Below are 17,051 nucleotides of genomic sequence, written 5' to 3' on the forward strand. Positions count from 1 at the left end.
GCGTGCGCTCCGCGCCCGCCTGAAGCAGCGGCAGTAAAAGGGTTCGCGACCTGGGTTCTCGCTTGGCGGGAACTGGACTGACGGGCCCTCAACCCTCACTGCACCACCGGCCAGGCACCAGCACTCAAGATCAGGTGAAGCGAGGCGCTCACGCGATCCCACACCAGGACCAGCCGAACTGACGAACCTTCCCCAAACCATCATGCGTCATGACGCATGCTCGGGATAGAGTCTGGGATCAGCACGCACCCCCTACGCCGGCTCCCCCCTCATCGCACGCAGAGAAATACCGGTCTGTCAGCTCCACTGCTGACAGCGGAAATCTCTACAGCCGAGCAGAAAGCAGGTCTCTGAATGCCTTTGCGACCCCATCAGGCGGAAGCCGTGGTGAATCACCTAAGGACCGTGCAGACACAGGCTACTTGAGGAAACCTGGTAGCCGGTCATTTACATGAAAGTCCGTCATGTGAATCATACAGCTTTGCGTGTTGGCAACCGCGTTGATCGCATCGACGTGAGCGCGGAGTTCCAATGCCTCGTCATCGGCGAGGCCAACTATGCCGGTACGGTGCGTTTTGCCGTTCGTGGCGCCACTGGTCACGTGAATGTCGAAGTTCCTCAGCCGCAGTCGATCTGTCGACGGGTGGGTCGACGTCAATGTGACGACCCACTTGGTGCCGTCCCAGATAGACCACTCACCACTTGGGTTCGTGAGTGGATGCGGGACCATCCTCACCCCCGGAGTCAGGATGTCGATGTAGAGCGAGACTGATGCAAAGTACACGTCGATGTAGCGCTCTGGTGCCAAAACATCGATGTACAGTTCAACTGGTACGTCCGGGGAGTTTGCGATGGGCGCGAGGCCGGTTGTCCCGACGAACAGAATCTCTGACGTGCAAGTTGGTGGCTCTTTAGTGTAATGGGCCATGAGAGTTCCCCTCGTTACCCGGAACCGGGCATGGCCTGCGGCTCGGGATCTTTCGTAGTTGGGGAGGGATGTTTCTTCCGGTAAGAACTGTTCCGCCTCGGTGTAGTCACGAGAGCCAGCTCACCCGTAACTCCATCTAAACACTGGTCATGACGAGTCGCGAGTCGAGTCCGCCCTGCGCCCTCTCGCTGCCGACCGCGTCGCAGCTCGGCCAGTACGGCCGTTCTGGCCGGCACTGGGCTGCGCGGCGCAGGAGTACCGCGGAGGATCGGGAAAGTGAGGCGCGAGCAAGCCAGGCCCGGCCACACTTGGGTACGCGAAGATGCCCCGAGTTCGATGCGACTGCTGCCACCGGGAGATCTCGGCCGGGATGGTCACCGGACAGCCAGGCAAGGACCGCCCGTGGCGGCGCATGGCCCGCCCGAGCGGGGCAGTCTGTATGACGATTCCCTGGTGCCCGGCTCGCTGACGATCATGGACCTGCCCGGTGGGATCGAACCAGTAATGGTGGGCGATTCCGACGGCCAGCGGGTAGACCTGCTCCCAGGGCGGGGGTCCGTCCTCGGCCGGGGAAACGCTGTCTGGCGGGTCGAGGAGGGTGTCGATCACCACCTGGAACGCTGCGGTCCGGAAGTCGTCGGCGTGTGCTCGGCGTTGGCCCGGTGGCATATCGGCCAGGTAGGGGCGGGCGGTGGAGTGGCGCGCCCACCGTCCGTACAGGCGAGCAGCTTCGGAAGCCTGGGCCTCGGCCTTGTCGAGTATCTCCGCAGCGCGGACATCAGCGGGTTGGCCCGACGCGGGCTCTTGGGCGCACGGCAGGCCAGGCCTCAGTTTGCGGTCGGCAAGGCCGGTGGTGGCGGCGCCCTGGGAATAGTCCGCGATGATGCGTCCGTCATCGCGTTGGAAGTAGCGGTCGTCGGTGCCCTGGGAGACGGAGGCGAGCCATCCGGCCTGGTCGTAGGTGCGGCCCGCGGACCGAGTCGCGGAGTGCAGGGCCGTCGGCGCGACCATGCGCCTACTCCTGGAACTCACCAAGGAACCGGTGGGAAAAATCGGTCGGCGCGGCCGCAGGACGGGGGACGGCAGGTGGCCCGGTTTCCGGGACGGTGGGTAGGCGGCGGGCGGCACGCGGGACGGCCGGGCCCGGCAGGACACCGCACAGCTCGGCGCAAGCCTCCGGACGGCCAGGGACCGGCGCGGCGCGGTAGCCGGGACGGCGGACCGCCGGACGCACGGCTGGAGGCCGCGCGCGGGCGGCCAGGGGCGCGGCGGGACCACGGCGTGGGAGTCCGCCTTCGTGCACGGCGCCGTACGGCCGCAGCACAGCGGGGGTGCGGCGAGGCCCGGGGGGACGGCGGCGGACCCGGGCCCAGGACGGCCGGCCAGCGGGCGGGGGCCGACGGCCGGGAGCGGGGGCCCGTCCGGCCGTCGGCCCAAAGGGCCGGTGCGGCGGGTGGCCGACCGCGGGACGGCACACGGGCGCAGCAGGAGCGGGCAGGCGGCGGGCGCGGGCAGCGCGGCGGGCACGGTGGCTCAGATGGCGGCCAGCGGCCGACGTGAGGGCGGGCCCGGGGGTGGAAGGCTCAGCGGGGCACGGCGGGGGCAGGCGGCCACCAAACCGCCGCAGGCCGGGCCTGCCCGGCCGGGACCCGCGCAGGTCCGGTCGGCGGTATACGGCCCGACACGGCACGGCGGACGCGGCCATCAATGGGACAGCCGGGCGGCCAGCGGGCGGAGACAGGTCACAGGGGAGAGGCGACGCAGCCCGGCGCAGGCGGCGGAACGGCCAGATGGAGGCGGTGCGGAATCGGCACAGCCGGCTCGGCCCACGCGGACGGGACGCGGGGGCAGGAGGGACGGGCCAGGACAAAAAGCACGGCACCGGCGCGGCCGGGCGGCGGGGGTGACCGGGAGACCGGCGCGCGGCCGCAGCGCTGCGGCCGGCCTGTCGGCAGCTCTCCGCCCCCGGGACGCAGGGCGGCAGCGGCTCGGCGCAGCCGAGGACCGACAGCGGCGGGGCGGCGGCGATAGGCGGCATGCGCGCGGCGGCAGGAAGCGGGCGGCGGCCCACGTATCGGCCGAGCCGCGGCGGCCAGTAGCGGCCGGTGGCCGACAGGGCGATCGGAGCCCGGGTGACAGCGGCAGACCGCCACGGCGAGGGTGAACCAACAGGCGGCGGCGAGCGCGCCGGGCGCAGCCGCGCGGCCGAGGCAGCCGACGGGCGGGACGGCCCGACGACGGCCCAGGGCCGAGGAATCTGGCAGAAGCGGCCGTGACAGGCGCGGCAGGGGGACAGCCGGACATCAAGCCGACGGCGGAGGTGGCTGAGGCAGGCCGCCCAGAGCGTCCATCGACGCGATCCCCTGCGCGCACCCCGAGGTCGACTGGGCGCAGCTGCGCGTGGTGGAGAAGGCCAGCGCTCCCCCCTCGCCGCGCTGGCGAAGCAGGCCTCCCTGGCCTGACCCGGGCCGCCTCTCGTACCGGAGGCGGCCAGTTCAGCTGGCGCATGATCAACGCCAAGCAGAATGAAGAGGGCGGCAAGGCGCTCTTGGCCGCTTCTACCTCTGCAACCGGGTCCTGGAGAAGGATAGGTTCCTCGTCTGGATCAGGCCCTGACCACGTCTCCGATCACCAGGAACACTCCATGAGCGACCAGGACGAGCAAGGGCGCGAGCTTGTGCCCGTGCAGTACCACCAGTTCCAGATCAGCGACGAGGACGGCCCCGCCGGCCCCGATCTGCCTCGCGAGCACAACGGCCTGATCGAGGTGCAAGACGGCATCGCCGCCATCCACACCGGGGACGTCGACGTCACCGTCACCTGCCACACCGAAGCCCCGCAGCCCGGGGACGACGTGTGGGAGGAGATCGTCGAGATGTCCCTGCACTCGGTGTCGGGAGAGCTGATGGTGCGAGGACTGATGGACGACCTGGACGAGGAGCTGCCGGTGCTCTCCTTCGCGGGCCCCGACGACTACCGGCTGCGCATCCATGCCCGCGGCCGGGACACCGCCATCGACCTCGCCCCGGACGAGGTCACCGAGTGGTACCTCATCCAGGTATGGCCGGCACCGCCACAAGACGTGGCCGTACTCCGCCAGACCGACACCTACGGAGCCTCCGTCCGAACGCGCTGAGAACTCGCTCTCGCCGCTCCCCCGCCTTGGCGATCGGCGAACCTTCCCGGCAGCTGTACGGTGCTGAACAGGGGCTACGGCCACGGTTCTTCAGGTCCGCCGCTTTCACAGCGCCCGCAGGGTCAGGAGCGCGGTGTGGGACTTCGGGCAGGTCGGTGCCGAGCGGCCGGGGTGTCAGTCGTGCTGCCGCCAGGTCACGACAAGGCCGATCAGGAAGCTCCCGATGCGGCGGACGGCTCCGTTCAGGAGTGCGACGGCGACAAGACTCCGCCACGAGGCGGGCACGGCAGCCGCATTGTCCGTGTGCGGGGCCGGCAGAGGGCGTGCAGTCGTTGTTCGCCATGGTGGGTGTCCTTTTGTTTGGGCAGGGCGCGGTGGCGCGCCGTGCGGGATGTGTTCTGGGACCAGTGAGCCAGAGCCGTGCACCCGCGAAAATTCACACCTCTCGGGGTTGTAATGGTGGGCGTGGCACGAGGAGCACCGAGTCCGGCTGATCAGCGAGTGGTCCGTGAACTGGCTGCGAAAGAACTGGCGGTGACGGCAAGCCAGTTGGAGAGCTGGCGGCGGGCGGGGCTGTTGCCGCGGCACCGGCGCCGCGGGCTCGGGCGTGGCCGGGGTTCGGCGGTGGATGCGGTCGATCCGATGGTGGTGGAGAGCGCGGCGGCTTTGGCGCGGCATCTTCGTCAGGGGCGGGACCGGCGGCTGGCCGTGCTGGAGTGGTTCGCGGAGGCCGGCATGCCGGTGATGCCGGGGGCGGTTCAGGTGCCGGAGCCCCCGATGGACGCCGTTCGCCAGGCCCTGGTGTGGGTGCTGCAACGGTCGGCGTCGCAGCGCCTGGTGGAGTTCGCCCGCCACGCTGCCGGGGCGGGCGAGGAAGGGCAGGACGCGCTGTACGAGCGCGCCGACCGGCTTATCAAGCTCTACCGGGGGCTGGCGCACCCCACCCTGGTGCGCGCGGCGCTCGAAACCGATGAGGAGCTGCCGGACGGGCCGGACTTCAAGGGCATGGCGCACCTGGTCGCGGCGATCGGCCTGGGGGCGGAGGAAGTGGGAGCCGACGCGCTGGCCGAGGCATTCGCCTCCTTCGGGATGTTCGGCCTGACAGTCGAGGACTGGGCGCAGATGCTGGGGGCGGCCGAGCGCGGCGAGGGGCCACCGGTGGACTGGGGGATGTTCCAGCGGCAGGCGGATACGCTGGGCCGGGTCCAGCGGGCCAGTGACGAGGAGCTGGTGCGGGCGCGGACGGTACTCCTCGGCCTGCGCGGGTTCTACGGGCTGTACGTGATGCACGGGCTGTTCATGCCGGACACGCCGGCACTCGCCGCGCTGCGGGGCCGGATCGACGAGTGGGGCATGGGTCCGGTCCTGGACCACGTCATCGCCCTTAACCCCTCCGCCAGGCAGCTCGCCGAGAACTTGGCGGTCTGCCTCGGACCCCCCTTCGACGGGATGTACGAAGCGCTCATGGAGCAGCTCACGGCCGACCCGAAGATCTTCCGTCTGCCCGGCGACGACACCGGCCCGGCCGCCTTCATGGAGGCATGGACCCGCACCCTGCACGAGTCGCGAGACGCAAGGCGGGCGGTGGGCAGCCGCGCGGACGATGGCTCGGCGGGCGCCGCCTGAAGGTCGGGAAGCTGGTCGGCGGCTCGGTGATCCGTATGGCCGCCGCGCCTGAGCCGTGTGGCTCTACGCGCGTCCTCCACGGATTATTTAATCCACCTTGTCTGATTCATATGGTATCTGGCACTCTGTCGGGGCACGTCAGTGGTCCTGACGACCTGCCAGCCCCGTGCCGCCGTCGGCGGAGGGGGTGTTGAGCTGTGCGCTGCGGAGGCCCCTCGGTTTCGTAGGGAGTTGTCCGGTGGCGTGCGCCGTCTCCGGTGGTGGACTCGAAGGGGCAGACGGTCTTCGCCGGTGCGCGCTCAGTGTGCGTGACGGTGACGGCGGCCCTCGCCGGTGCTCCCTGGACAGGAGTGCCTGCGGTTCGGGGTGCGTGTGGCACCCGGCAGGACCGCCGGATGCGTTTCGTCGCACCCGGGGCCACGAGGGTTTCCGGGAAAGGACCGTCTGTTCTCATGTCTTCCCGCAAGGGCCCCGAAGGGCCCTTCCCCTACCCGACCACCTCTGAGTGGGCGGAGCACCTCTACGAGGCCATCGCCAACACCTGCGCGGCGGAGGGCTTCGCGCCTGTTCCCCGGCAGGCCGTGCTCGACGGGCTCGCTCCGGCGCTCGGCCGGGGTGAGGCCAAGCGTGTCATCGAACGCCGCCGCGACGGCGGCCGCTTCCTGCGCGGCACGGCTTTCCATGTCGAGCAGCGCGACACCGACGGGGCGCTGCTGCTGCTGAATGTGGCCCTGCACGGGGCGGCGACGCTGCCCTGGGTCAACAACGACCGCACGCGCAGCGACTGGCTGCATCCCTCGCCCGACAACCTCGACCGCCTGAAGGAACTCGTCGGCCAGCAGCGGGCCGTGGCCGAATGGTCCGTCGTGCTGGAGCGTGCGAAGGCGGCGCAGCGGGGGCTGGCCTCGACCGCGACGCCGGCGGAGAAGGACGCGGCTGTGGCCGCGGTGAGGACCGCTGAGGACGAACTGGCGCGTGCTCAGCGGGAGCTGGAGGCGGTGGAGCAGGCGCTGGGCGGCCGGCGCCCGCTGCCGGTGGTGCGGGCCGCCGTCGAGGACGGGGTGCCGCTCGCGGCGCTCTCCGCGGAGGAGGTTCCCGCGGAGGTCGCCGTCGAGGTGCAGCGGTACGCCGTGGAGATGCTGCAGCGGCGGGCCCGGTTGCGTTCCTACGACCTGGCGGAGTCCCTGGTGCAGGAGGGCCAGCGGGAGTCCACCGTGGTCGTGCTCCAGCGGACCCCGGTGGTCGACCCCAATGGGACCCGGCGGGACATCTGGCGGGGCAGTCAGGTCACGGGCGCCAACCGTGCCGATGCCCGGCTGAACGTCTTCGGGCTGTCGGCGCAGCAGCTGCTGACCGGGGTGCCGCAGTACCTGCTGCGTCTGCCCGGGGAGGAGGAGAACCGGCGGCTGGTCGTGCAGGGGCTGGGCGAGGTGCTGCGGCGGATCAGCGCCACGCTGAATGCCGCGTACGGTGAGCCCGGCCGTGACGCGGAGGAGCGTCCGATGCGCGCCGCTCGGATCGCGCAGGTGTCCGCCCGGGTCGTGGTCGGCGCCAGGAAGCCGGAGCGGCTGGAGGAGTCGCTGCGCCAGCTGAACGTGCACGAGCACCTGCGCGGCCAGCTCGAGTACGACGACATGGACCGTGCCCTGGGACTGTGGTCGACCCTGGTCAAGGCTTATCAGGCCAAGGGCCTGCTCGGTGAGCTCCTCGCCAAGGAGGTCGCCCAGGGACGCATCGCGGCCGGCGCGCTGGACGAGGACGCGATTGCCGACGCCCTGGTCGGGGCCCGGGCGCTCGACGAGCTCAAGGTGCTGCTGTCTCCGGGGGACGAGGTGAGTGCTCTGACCCTGCGGGACGTGGCGATCCGCTGTGCCACCGTGATGGTGTTCCCGCCGGTCCCGCCGCGGCCGCAGGACCTGGCGCCGCGCGCCGCCATGCCCACCGGCCGGTACTGGCCCGTGGTGCGCACGGCCCTGCAGGAGGCTCCGTGGAGTCAGTCGAACGCGGCCAGGGCCGATCGCCGGGCGGAGATGTGGGCGGCTGTGGTCGCGCAGCACTTCGTCCACCGCGGCCCCCTGCTCGCCGCCCGGGGCCTGTTCGGCGCCCGCGACGTGCAGTACGGGGTGCGGCCGGACGCGCGCAGTCTCGCCTCGATGCTGACTGCCTGCCGCCAGGGGGACGCCAAGGCCTGGGAGATCCTGGTGCGCCGGCACCTGGTGCCGGGGCTGATCAACGCTGCCGAGCCGTTCGTCACCGCCGGCCAGGGCTCCGAGAAGAGCGAGGACCGCAAGGGTGTGCGGCGTACGCCGTCCAACGCGGTCCAGGCGCTGCTGGACGCCTACACCAGACCCCCGGAGGGGGTGACCCGTGAGCTGCTGGTCGCGTTCGCCGAGGCGGCGCTGCGCGCCCCCGACACGCCGGCCGGGGACGGTCTGGTGCCGGGCACCTTCTGGGCGCCCGACGCCCATGGCCACCCGCGCGAGGGGGTCCTCGCCGACAAGCAGTGGTTCGACACCATGTTCCCGAAGACCTCCTTCCGCAGGGTCAAGCGCGATCAGCCGCCCACGGACGACACCTCCGGTGTCGAGGGCGAGGAGAGCGGCACGTCGACCGTCGAGGTCGAGGAGGAGATCCCGGAGGACGCGCTCACCCGCATGACCCGCCTGCGCGGCGCGCTGACCTCCCTGGTGGACAGCAGCAAGGAGAACGTCGCCACCGCCGCCGAGCAGATCGGCCTGCTCCTGACGACGGTCGAGGACGCCGTGCGCGCCCGTGAGGAGGCCGGTGCCGAGGAGGAGCCCGCCGAGGTGCAGAAGCTGTACGTGAAGGACATTCGCGAGATCAAGAAGCAGTGCGGGCAGATCGTCGAGCTGCTGGACTCGGCCACCGTGGCGGTGACGTCGCTGTGAGCGCCGACTGCTGCGTGGAGCCGGTCGCCGGGCCGGTGGTGAACGTGCGGGTACTGCGGCATGCGTGGACAGCGCTGGGCCCGCTGCGGTGCGGCGCCTGGCCCGCCCCGTACAGCCTGGAGACCCGGCAGCGGGAGGAGACCCTCGCGGTGCTGGACGAGGTCCTCGCCGGGCTGTACCTGGCGGTCGACGCCGAGGGGCGGCTGCGGTGGCTGGGCAAGGCGCACCGCGACGGCGGAGTCGGTGCCCGGCTGAGGGATCACTTCCGTCATCCCGAGCGCTCCCGCGTCTATACGGGGGTGTTCGTCGTGGAGGCCGATCCCTTCAGTCCGCCGCAGGCAATCGAGGCCGCCGAGGGCCGGGCCGCCGACCTGATCGGGCTGCGCGGCCGCATGGGCCCGCGTACGTGGCCCGTGGTCACTCAGCAGCAGTGGCTCGCCCGGGTCACCGCCCGACCCACGTCACAGATTGTCCGTCCCCGGCCTGCCGGAGACGACACCGGTGACCGGCCGGCGGCGCTGGCCTGACGGACCGGGCCCGGTTCGCGAACGGGTGCCTTCCTCGCCGCCACTTCCAGGCGGGCCAGGAAGGCACCCGCCGGTGGGCGTGGCAGTCGGACCGCGGAAGGGCGGCACCGAGGCCCAGGAACATCGGTGCGGTGCGAGGTCGTCGCCGGGTGTGCGACGGCACTGAGCAACGAAGAGGGGCAGGCGGCGGGACGCCGCCTGGCCAGGTGAGGGAGGGACGGCGCGATGGCGCTGGATTGGGACCTGATCGGCACGGGGGACAGCGAGGCGCTGCTGCGGCCCCGGGACATCTACGCGGGGCTGGCCAGCCGGCCGTGGCCGTATCTGCGGCATGAGCAGGGCGAGGTACTGGACCAGTGGTTCGATCACCGGCGCCACGACCGCGATGTCGTGATCAAGCAGAACACCGGCGGGGGCAAGACGGCCGTCGGTCTGCTGATCGCGCAGAGCACCCTGAACGAGGGCATCGGCAAGGCCGTATACCTGACGCCGGACAACTACCTGGTCAAGCAGGCCCGCGAGGAGGCCGCCAAGCTCGATGTGGCCACCACGGACGATCCGTACGACCCGGCGTTCCTGACGGCTCAGGCCGTGCTGGTGACGAACTACCAGAAGCTGCTCAACGGCAGGTCGGCTTTCGGTGTCGTCGGGGACGGGAAGGAACCGCTCGATCTGGGCATCGTCGTCGTCGATGACGCACACGCCGCGCTGGCGCGGACCGAGGACCAGTTCCGGCTGCGGGTGCCCGCCGGGCACGAGGCGTACGGCAAGCTGCTGGAGTTGTTCGCGCAGGACCTGCGCCACCAGTCTGCGAACGCGTGGTCGGCGTTGGAGGACAAGGACCCCACCGCTTTGGCACCGATTCCGTTCTGGGCGTGGGCCGACAAGCGCGACGAGGTGCTGAAGATCCTGCGCCCGCACCGCACGGAGCGGGTCTTCGAGTTCGTATGGCCGCTGCTCGCGGAGGTGCTGCACCTGTGCACCGCGACGGCGACATCGTCGGCGGTCGAGATCCGGCCCTCGTGCACGCCGATCGACCGCATCCCGTCGTTCGTGCGTGCCCGCCGCCGGGTCTACCTGACCGCGACGCTGGCCGACGACAGCGCCCTGGTCACCGACTTCGGTGCCGACCCGGCACTCGTCGCCAAGCCCGTCACGCCGGGCAGCGCGGCCGACCTCGGGGAGCGGATGATCCTGGCCCCGGTGGCGCTCAACCCGGACCTGGACGACGAGGCCGTCCGCGTGCTGGCCCGCCAGTTCGCCGACGGAGACCAGGACGGTGACGGCGTGGCCGAGGCCGATCCGGTCAATGTGGTGGTGCTGGTGCCCAGCGACCGGGCCGCCGCGCACTGGACACGCCACGCTCACCACATCTGGCGGGTCGGTGACCTCGAGGCGGGCGTGAAGGAACTCCAGAGCGGCCACGTGGGCCTGGTGGTGCTGGTCAACAAGTACGACGGCGTCAACCTCCCGGCCGACGCCTGCCGTCTGCTGATCCTCGACGGTGTCCCCCGGCCCTTGGACGGGGTGGAGCGGCGCGAGGCCGTTGCTCTGGCCGACAGCACCGTCCGTCTGGCCAGGGAGGTCCAGCGGATCGAGCAGGGCATGGGCCGCGGTGTGCGCGACGGCGAGGACTACTGCGCGGTCCTGCTGCTGGGGGCGAAGCTCGCCACGGCGATCCACGACGCCCGTCACCTGGCCCTGTTCTCCCCGGCGACACAGGCGCAGCTGAAGCTGAGCCGGGACATCGCGAGCCAGATCAAGGGCGAGGGCCTGGCCGCGGTGCGCCAAGCGCTCCGGGCCTGCCTCGGGAGGGTGCCGCAGTGGACGCAGCGCAGCCGACGGGCGCTGGCGGAGGTGCGCTATGCCGACCATGGGACGGTGCGGGGCGAGGCCGTCGCGCTGCGCGAGGCGTTCGATCTCGCGGCCACCGGCCGCACCCTGGCCGCAACCGAGCAGGTGCAGAAGGCGGTGAACGACCTCGGCGACCGTGACAAGGCGCTGCGGGGCTGGCTGCGGGAGCAGAAGGCCGCCTACCTGCACCTGACCGACCCCGTGGCCGCCCAGCAGGCCCTGGCAGGGGCGCTGAACGACAACCCGTTCGTCCTGCGGCCTGTGGACGCCGCGCCGGTACAGATCCGGGCGGCCGTGGCGCAGGCACGCGCCGCCGCCCAGTTCCTGGCGGCCCAGTACAGCGACGGCGTCAGCCTCCGGCTCGCGGTGCAGGCGCTGTTCGAGGACGTGGTGTGGGGCGACGAGGAGCGCACCGACGACGCCGAACAGGCGTGGCAGAAGCTGGGCCTGCACCTCGGGTTCGTCAGCACGCGCCCGGAAAAGCTGTACGGCACGGGCCCGGACAACCTGTGGGCGCTCTCGGCGGCGCGGCAGGCGGTGTGTGAGCTGAAGACGGGGTGCACCACCGACACGATCGCGAAGAAGGACATGGACCAGCTCGGCGGCAGCGTCCGCTGGCTCAATCGTCACAACGCGGAGGTGGAGGCCCTGGCGGTCATGCTGCATCCCAGCCAGGTCATTGACGCCAAGGCGATCGCGGTGCCGGGCATGCGCGTCGTCACCCCGGCCTTGTTCGAGAAGCTGAAGGACGCCGTGACGAGTTACGCGGCCGCGCTCGCCAGCACCCCGGACCGCTGGGCGGACGAGCAGGCCGTCCGCGAACAGCTCGCGCACCACAAGCTGACCGGCGACCGGTTCTTCACCACCTATTCCGAGCCCGTACGCACCTCCTCCTGAGCATTGCTGGCGCCGCGATCCGGTGAGGGTGCCACTCCTGCCGCACCCGCCGTCGGGCGGCCCGCACCAACGCGGGTCCGACGGCGGGTGCGGCATCTCGGATCGCGGCCCGGGGGCTACAGGCAGGCCGGAGCTTGTCAGGGGCATCTGGTGAACTGGCAAGTTCAGGAGTAAGGATGCTCTCTACGGATCGCAGGGGGGTGCGTGGACATCGAGGCGTTCTTCAGCAGCGGGGACGGCTGGGCCAGGCCGTGGGTGCTCAACGTCGCTCTGGTCGAGTCGCTGCGGTTCGGCCCTCCGGCCGGTCACACCGACCTGGACGTGGCGATCGCGCTAACCCGGCTGCTGCACTACGACTTCGTCTCCCACGGGACCGACGGCAAGGGCAGGCACCTGGACGACGACAACGTTCCGATCGTCATCAAGGCGCACCGCGCCGTCTTGGAACGTCTCGCGCTCGAGCCGCCGGCCTGGCCGTTTCGGACGTTCGACGGGCCGCGCGGGTTTGGCACCTACTGGCGCGACAACGGCATGAGCGGCAGCTGGAAGGCCCGCCGGGACTGCATCGAGCAGATCCTCGGCCCCACCAGGGATGCGCTGGAAGACCTGCAGGAGCTGGAGTACGAACGCCAGTTCGCCAAGGGGCCATCTGGCAGCTTCAAGAACCTGATCTTCGCCGCCACCGGGGCGAAGCCGCAAATCGTGCTGCGCGACGCGGTGAACAACGACGTCGAGATCGTCCGCCACGCCGACACCTGCCTGGTGTTCACCGACCCCCTGGCGCCGCACGGGTTGACCTGGCGGCAGATGGTCGCCTGGTGGACGAAGAACCATCAGCCGGACACCGACGAGAGGAGTGCCGCCGACGCCTTGTACCGGCGTCTGTACCGGTCGCTGGACTCCCCGCCCGAGCAACTGCTCATGCGCACCTACTGCGCCCGCTACGCCGAGGAAGGCGGCTTCGACCTGCCCGCTCTGATCCCCCAGGTGTACCTCCACTACGACCCCTACACGCGGCGCAGCAGCAAGCAGTCGGGAGCGCTGTACCGGCAACGGATGGACTTCCTGCTCCTGGCGCCGGACCGCTCCCGCATCGTCATCGAGGTCGACGGCGTGCAGCATTACGGAATTGCGAATCCGCCCGACGAGAAGGGCCGGGTCACTCATACCGCCGTGCCGCGCCTGTACGCGGAGATGGTCGCCGAGGACCGCCGACTACGGCTGGCCGGATATGAGATCTACCGTTTTGGCGGCTGGGAACTCACCGCGCCGGGCGGGAAGCAGGTCCTGGAGGACTTCTTCACCGAACTCCTCGCGCGGCATGAGAAGCCGACGCTGTGATCACAGACCAGTGTTCCTCGGCGCTCCGGGCAGTCAAACCGTACAGGGGGTCGGCGCGCCTCCACAGATACTCCGCGGTCGACCGAGCGACGGCAGCCCCGTCGTCATCACTGCCGACCAGCTCGCCCACCCCGGCTGGGAAGTGGACCCGGCCGTCTGCCAGACGCTGCCCGCCTACCTCTGCAACGCCCTCGCCTGACATCGAGGCCGTGAGGTGCCCGTGACGCGCCGGCATGAGTCTGCTCAGTCGGCCGGGGGCGGTTACAGCGCGTGTGCGTCGATGTCCCCTGCGGTGATCAGGGCGTTGCGCAGTTCTTGTGTGGGCTGGGCGAGTTGAGGGTCCGGTGGTCGCTGGCCGATCGCGGCCAGGAGAGTGCGGGCGTGTTGGCGGACGGTGGCGTCGCGCCATGGGTCGGTGCTGGGGTGGGCGACGAGCAGGGCGGTGAGTTGCGTGGCTGCGGGTTTGTCCGGGTGGTGGGTGGATCGCTCGGCGATGTGGTCCGTGTCGCGCAGGGCAGGCGTGTGGCGGGCGGAGGCAAGGGTGAGGTCGAGCCAGAGCGTGTCGTCGATGCTGGCCAGGGCGAATGTGCCCGCTCCCGCCAGGGCACCTTCGGGAAGGTCCGCTGCCAGGGCGGCCCGCCACAGCTCCACGGCGGCGGCGGTAACCAGGGCAGCGGCGGCGCGGTCAGCGCGGTGAGCGAGGAGTTCCAGCAGCCGGGACACCGCGGCCGCTCCGCCGTCCGCAGCGGCGAGCTCGGTGAGGAGCGCTGTCGGGTCGCCAAGGAAGTGCGGATCGTCCAGGAGGGCCAGTCCCACTTGGAAGGCGGCTTCTCGCGGGGTGCTGGTGCGCAGCCGGGTCAGGAGTTCGGCGCGGTCAAGTTCGACGAGCAGCGGAAAGTGGGAGAGGCCCCAGCGCAGCCAGGCGGAGGCGGCGGAGGGGGTGCCGTCGGCCGGCAGGTGCAGCAGGACGCTGCGACGGTCCAGGAGCCAATCTCGGGCCCGCTGGTGTAGCAGCGGCAGGTAGGGGCCGAGGGCGGCGGCGGTCCGGGCTTGGGTGCCGGTGGCTTCGGTGATGGTTGTCAGGTGGTTGAGGAGTCTGGTGGGCAGGCCGTCACCGGGAGCGCCGTGCTGGTGTTGTGCGTGTTCGAGGAGGCAGTGCAGTGCGCGGGCGGCGGGGTCGGTGCCGACGAAATCGGCGGGGATCGTGCCGGGTGGGGTGTCGTCGGGCGGACTGGCGGGTGGGCTGGTCAGAGGTGCGGTCAGGGCGTAGAGGTGGTCCAGGACGGCCGGGAGGCTGTCGCCGAGGTCGGTGCCGGTTCCCAACGCGAAGAGCACCAACAGGAGCATCGCCTGTTCGGCCAGATGCGCCGTGGACGGCTGGTCGTCGTCAGGGTCGGTCGCGGGAGGCTCGTTCGCGGTTGGGTCGGTGTCGCGGTGTACGGCGAAGGCCGTCGTTGCGGCCTCGGCCAGTGCGTTGCCGGGGAACGTGTCGCGCTTGGCGACCTGTTCAGAGGCGAGGTACAGGTAGAAGGCGCGCAGGCGGGGCTGGGTGAGGCGGGCGGTGATCTCGGCCGGTGCCGTGGTCCAGGCAACCGGATCATTCTGGATCAGGGCGCGCAGCACCTTCAGGTAGCGCCAGTCGCCAGCGTCGGGTGCGGCGGCCAGCGCGTCGGCGGCCGCGGCGGGGCCGTGTTCGGCGGCAATGGCCGCCGCCTGGGTCTCGTCGACCGCTGGCGGCAGACTGCTCATGATTTGGACGAACGGTTCGGCGGTGCGCGGGTCTGCCGGACCGGACGGCTTGGCGCGGCGCAGCAGGGACAGCACCGGCTCCCAGGCGGTGAGGACCGGTGCGGGCAGCACGGGCGACCAGTCCCAGACCCGCATCCAGGCCCGCGGTGGCGGGCCGGACGAGGAAGGGTCGTAGTCGGCGAGTTCCTTCGGGCCGGGCACGGGGCCGCAGGCGTCGGCCAGCTGCGCGTGCAGGTGCGCGGCCGCCTCGGGCGGGCAGTGGCGGTGCAGGTAGTCGACGAGCCGGGCGCCTTCCGGCGTCGGGCGGTGGGCCAGCAGCGCGGGAAGCAGCTCGGTGGCCTTCTCCCACCAGGTGTCGGCCTCCTGGGAACCTGCGGTGGCGTCGGGCGGAAGCTGCTGGAGGTGGGCGGCCAGCAGCCGGTCGCGCAGCTGTGGGTCTGCCTTCCCCACCTGCCGCACCAGTGCCGCGGTGCGCTCCACCAGGGGCACCCCGGCGCGGGCGTCGGCCGCTGCCACGTCGAGGACCGCCCGCGCCAGCACCGGGCCGAAGAAGGCCTCCGGGTGGTCCAGCGCGACCTCGTCCAGATCCCGGCGGAAGACGGCGGTGTGCCGGACGGCCGGGTGCGTGCGCTGCACATCGGCCTGCAACAAAACGGCGAGCACGGTCCGGATCAACGGCAGGCACGGATGCGCCGGGCCTTCCTCAAGGCGGCGGGACGAGGGGTAGGCGGTGCGCCGCAGAGCCAGGAGCAGCTCGGCGGCCTCATAGGTGGGCAGCTGGGCGGCGGTAAGCCGGGGGGTGCGCTCTCGGGTCTCGTCGCCGGGCAGGTCCCCGTCCTTGGGGGCTATCCGGATCACCTGGTCGTGCTCGACGCGTACAAAGGCGGCCAGCAGCATCTCCACCGTGCGGATCCAGTCCTCATCGCGCTCCGCCAGCAGGATGTCGCCTGCCCAGTCGGCGGCCAGCCGTAGCAACCAGCCGTCCGCCGCCTTAGGCTCGCGCCCTTCACGGGTCAGGGCGGACACCACGGTGCGCACCTTCGGGTGCAGGCCGATGCCGGGGCGGGCGGCCAGGCGCAGCAGCGCGCCCGTGGCTTCCGGGCCGGCCGCCGCTATTTGTGCGGCGTGCTCGGCCAGCCACGTCCGTGCCTGCTCGGGGGCGACTTCGGTGAGATGGTCGAGGTAGGGGGCGGCGGGCCAATTACCTTCCGGGCTGGTGGTGTCGGGCAGCAGCCAGACCTCATCCAGCAGGTCCAGCCAGGCCGCGGCCGGGCGGGAGAGGAAGAAGTACCGCATCGCGCGCGGATCCGCCCACGCCTTCAGCCTCTCGGCGTCCTCGACCGTGGGACTTCGCAGGCCGGTCAGCTCCAGAACCTCCGCGGCACGCCCGGGAAGCGGCACGAACACCTCGCGCGCCAGGCGCAGAACCTGCCGGTAGCGGGCGCGGGCCTGACTGGAAGGGCCGCCGTGCAAGACGTCCGACGTGCCGCTGTAGAGCTCGCCCCAGCCGTCCAGAGCACTCTCCTGCGCTGCGCCCAGGCGCTGGCCCATCAGCCGCTCGGCCAGGCCCATCACCCGACGCCGGTGATGCCCGCCCGGCCGCTCGAGTTCGGGGCGCAGTCCCTCTGCTGCCTCACGGATACGGCGCAAGGCCGCCTGCGGATCGCGGGAGCCTCGCTTCTTCCTTCTGCCCTCCCCCGCTGCCGGTTCCTCGTCAGGAGGCTGGTAGGCATCCACGGCCTTCAGCAAGGCGCGGGCCGCGCTCTGCAGGCCGACCGGCTCGCGCCCGTCTTTCCTGGACCCGGGGAGCTTCAGCAGCGCTTCCGCGGCGCCCCTTATGCACGTTTCGGCGATCTCCGCCGGCCGCTCGTAGCGCTCGTCCTCCAGCATCCGGTGCGCGTCCCGCAGCAGCCCCAGCGCCCGGGCCCCGGCCTCGCCCTGCTCCAGCAGTACTGCGGCCAACGCCTCGTCCACCGGCTTGAGTTCAGCTTCGCGGCTGGGTGGGGCGGCAGTCGCCGGGGTCGCGTCGTCCATGCAGGCCACCGTAGACGACACGGTCTCGCGAACCGGCGGGTAGCACTCGA

8 protein-coding genes are annotated in these 17,051 nt (G+C 71.3%); 6 read left to right on the forward strand and 2 right to left on the reverse strand.

Going from position 1 to position 17,051, the window contains the following annotated elements:
- Nucleotides 1–418: 418 nt before the first annotated feature.
- Nucleotides 419–928 (reverse strand): hypothetical protein, encoded by a 510-nt coding sequence (locus tag OO52_RS51270; RefSeq protein WP_158712651.1) that lies wholly within the window; start codon nucleotides 926–928, stop codon nucleotides 419–421.
- A gap of 2,644 nt (nucleotides 929–3,572) precedes the next feature.
- On the opposite strand from OO52_RS51270, the gene OO52_RS44040 reads away from it, so the two are divergent.
- From OO52_RS44040 to OO52_RS44065, 6 genes are all read left to right on the forward strand, one after another.
- Nucleotides 3,573–4,064, forward strand: a complete 492-nt coding sequence (locus OO52_RS44040) for a hypothetical protein (protein ID WP_037631069.1) — start codon at nucleotides 3,573–3,575, stop codon at nucleotides 4,062–4,064.
- A gap of 501 nt (nucleotides 4,065–4,565) precedes the next feature.
- Complete coding sequence (locus tag OO52_RS44045) at nucleotides 4,566–5,690, forward strand: hypothetical protein (protein ID WP_051819102.1); 1,125 nt, start codon at nucleotides 4,566–4,568, stop codon at nucleotides 5,688–5,690.
- 452 nt (nucleotides 5,691–6,142) lie between these two features.
- Nucleotides 6,143–8,599, forward strand: coding sequence for a hypothetical protein (locus OO52_RS44050; RefSeq protein WP_030658572.1), 2,457 nt, complete (start codon nucleotides 6,143–6,145; stop codon nucleotides 8,597–8,599).
- Nucleotides 8,596–9,126, forward strand: coding sequence for a hypothetical protein (locus tag OO52_RS44055; RefSeq protein ID WP_030658570.1), 531 nt, complete (start codon nucleotides 8,596–8,598; stop codon nucleotides 9,124–9,126). The genes OO52_RS44050 and OO52_RS44055 overlap by 4 nt, the downstream gene beginning before the upstream one ends.
- A 225-nt stretch (nucleotides 9,127–9,351) precedes the next feature.
- A complete protein-coding gene (locus OO52_RS44060) occupies nucleotides 9,352–11,877 on the forward strand; it encodes a DEAD/DEAH box helicase family protein (RefSeq protein WP_030658567.1) in 2,526 nt (841 codons plus the stop codon).
- A 204-nt stretch (nucleotides 11,878–12,081) separates the two neighbouring features.
- On the forward strand, nucleotides 12,082–13,218 hold the full coding sequence (locus OO52_RS44065; RefSeq protein WP_037631068.1) for a hypothetical protein: 1,137 nt from the start codon (nucleotides 12,082–12,084) through the stop codon (nucleotides 13,216–13,218).
- A 261-nt stretch (nucleotides 13,219–13,479) separates the two neighbouring features.
- Here OO52_RS44065 and OO52_RS44075 read toward each other — a convergent pair whose 3' ends face one another.
- Nucleotides 13,480–17,001, reverse strand: a complete 3,522-nt coding sequence (locus tag OO52_RS44075) for a hypothetical protein (RefSeq protein ID WP_051847973.1) — start codon at nucleotides 16,999–17,001, stop codon at nucleotides 13,480–13,482.
- Nucleotides 17,002–17,051 lie beyond the last annotated feature (50 nt).

The sequence above is a fragment of the Streptomyces flaveolus genome, from assembly GCF_000716535.1.
Lineage (GTDB): Bacteria > Actinomycetota > Actinomycetes > Streptomycetales > Streptomycetaceae > Streptomyces > Streptomyces flaveolus_A.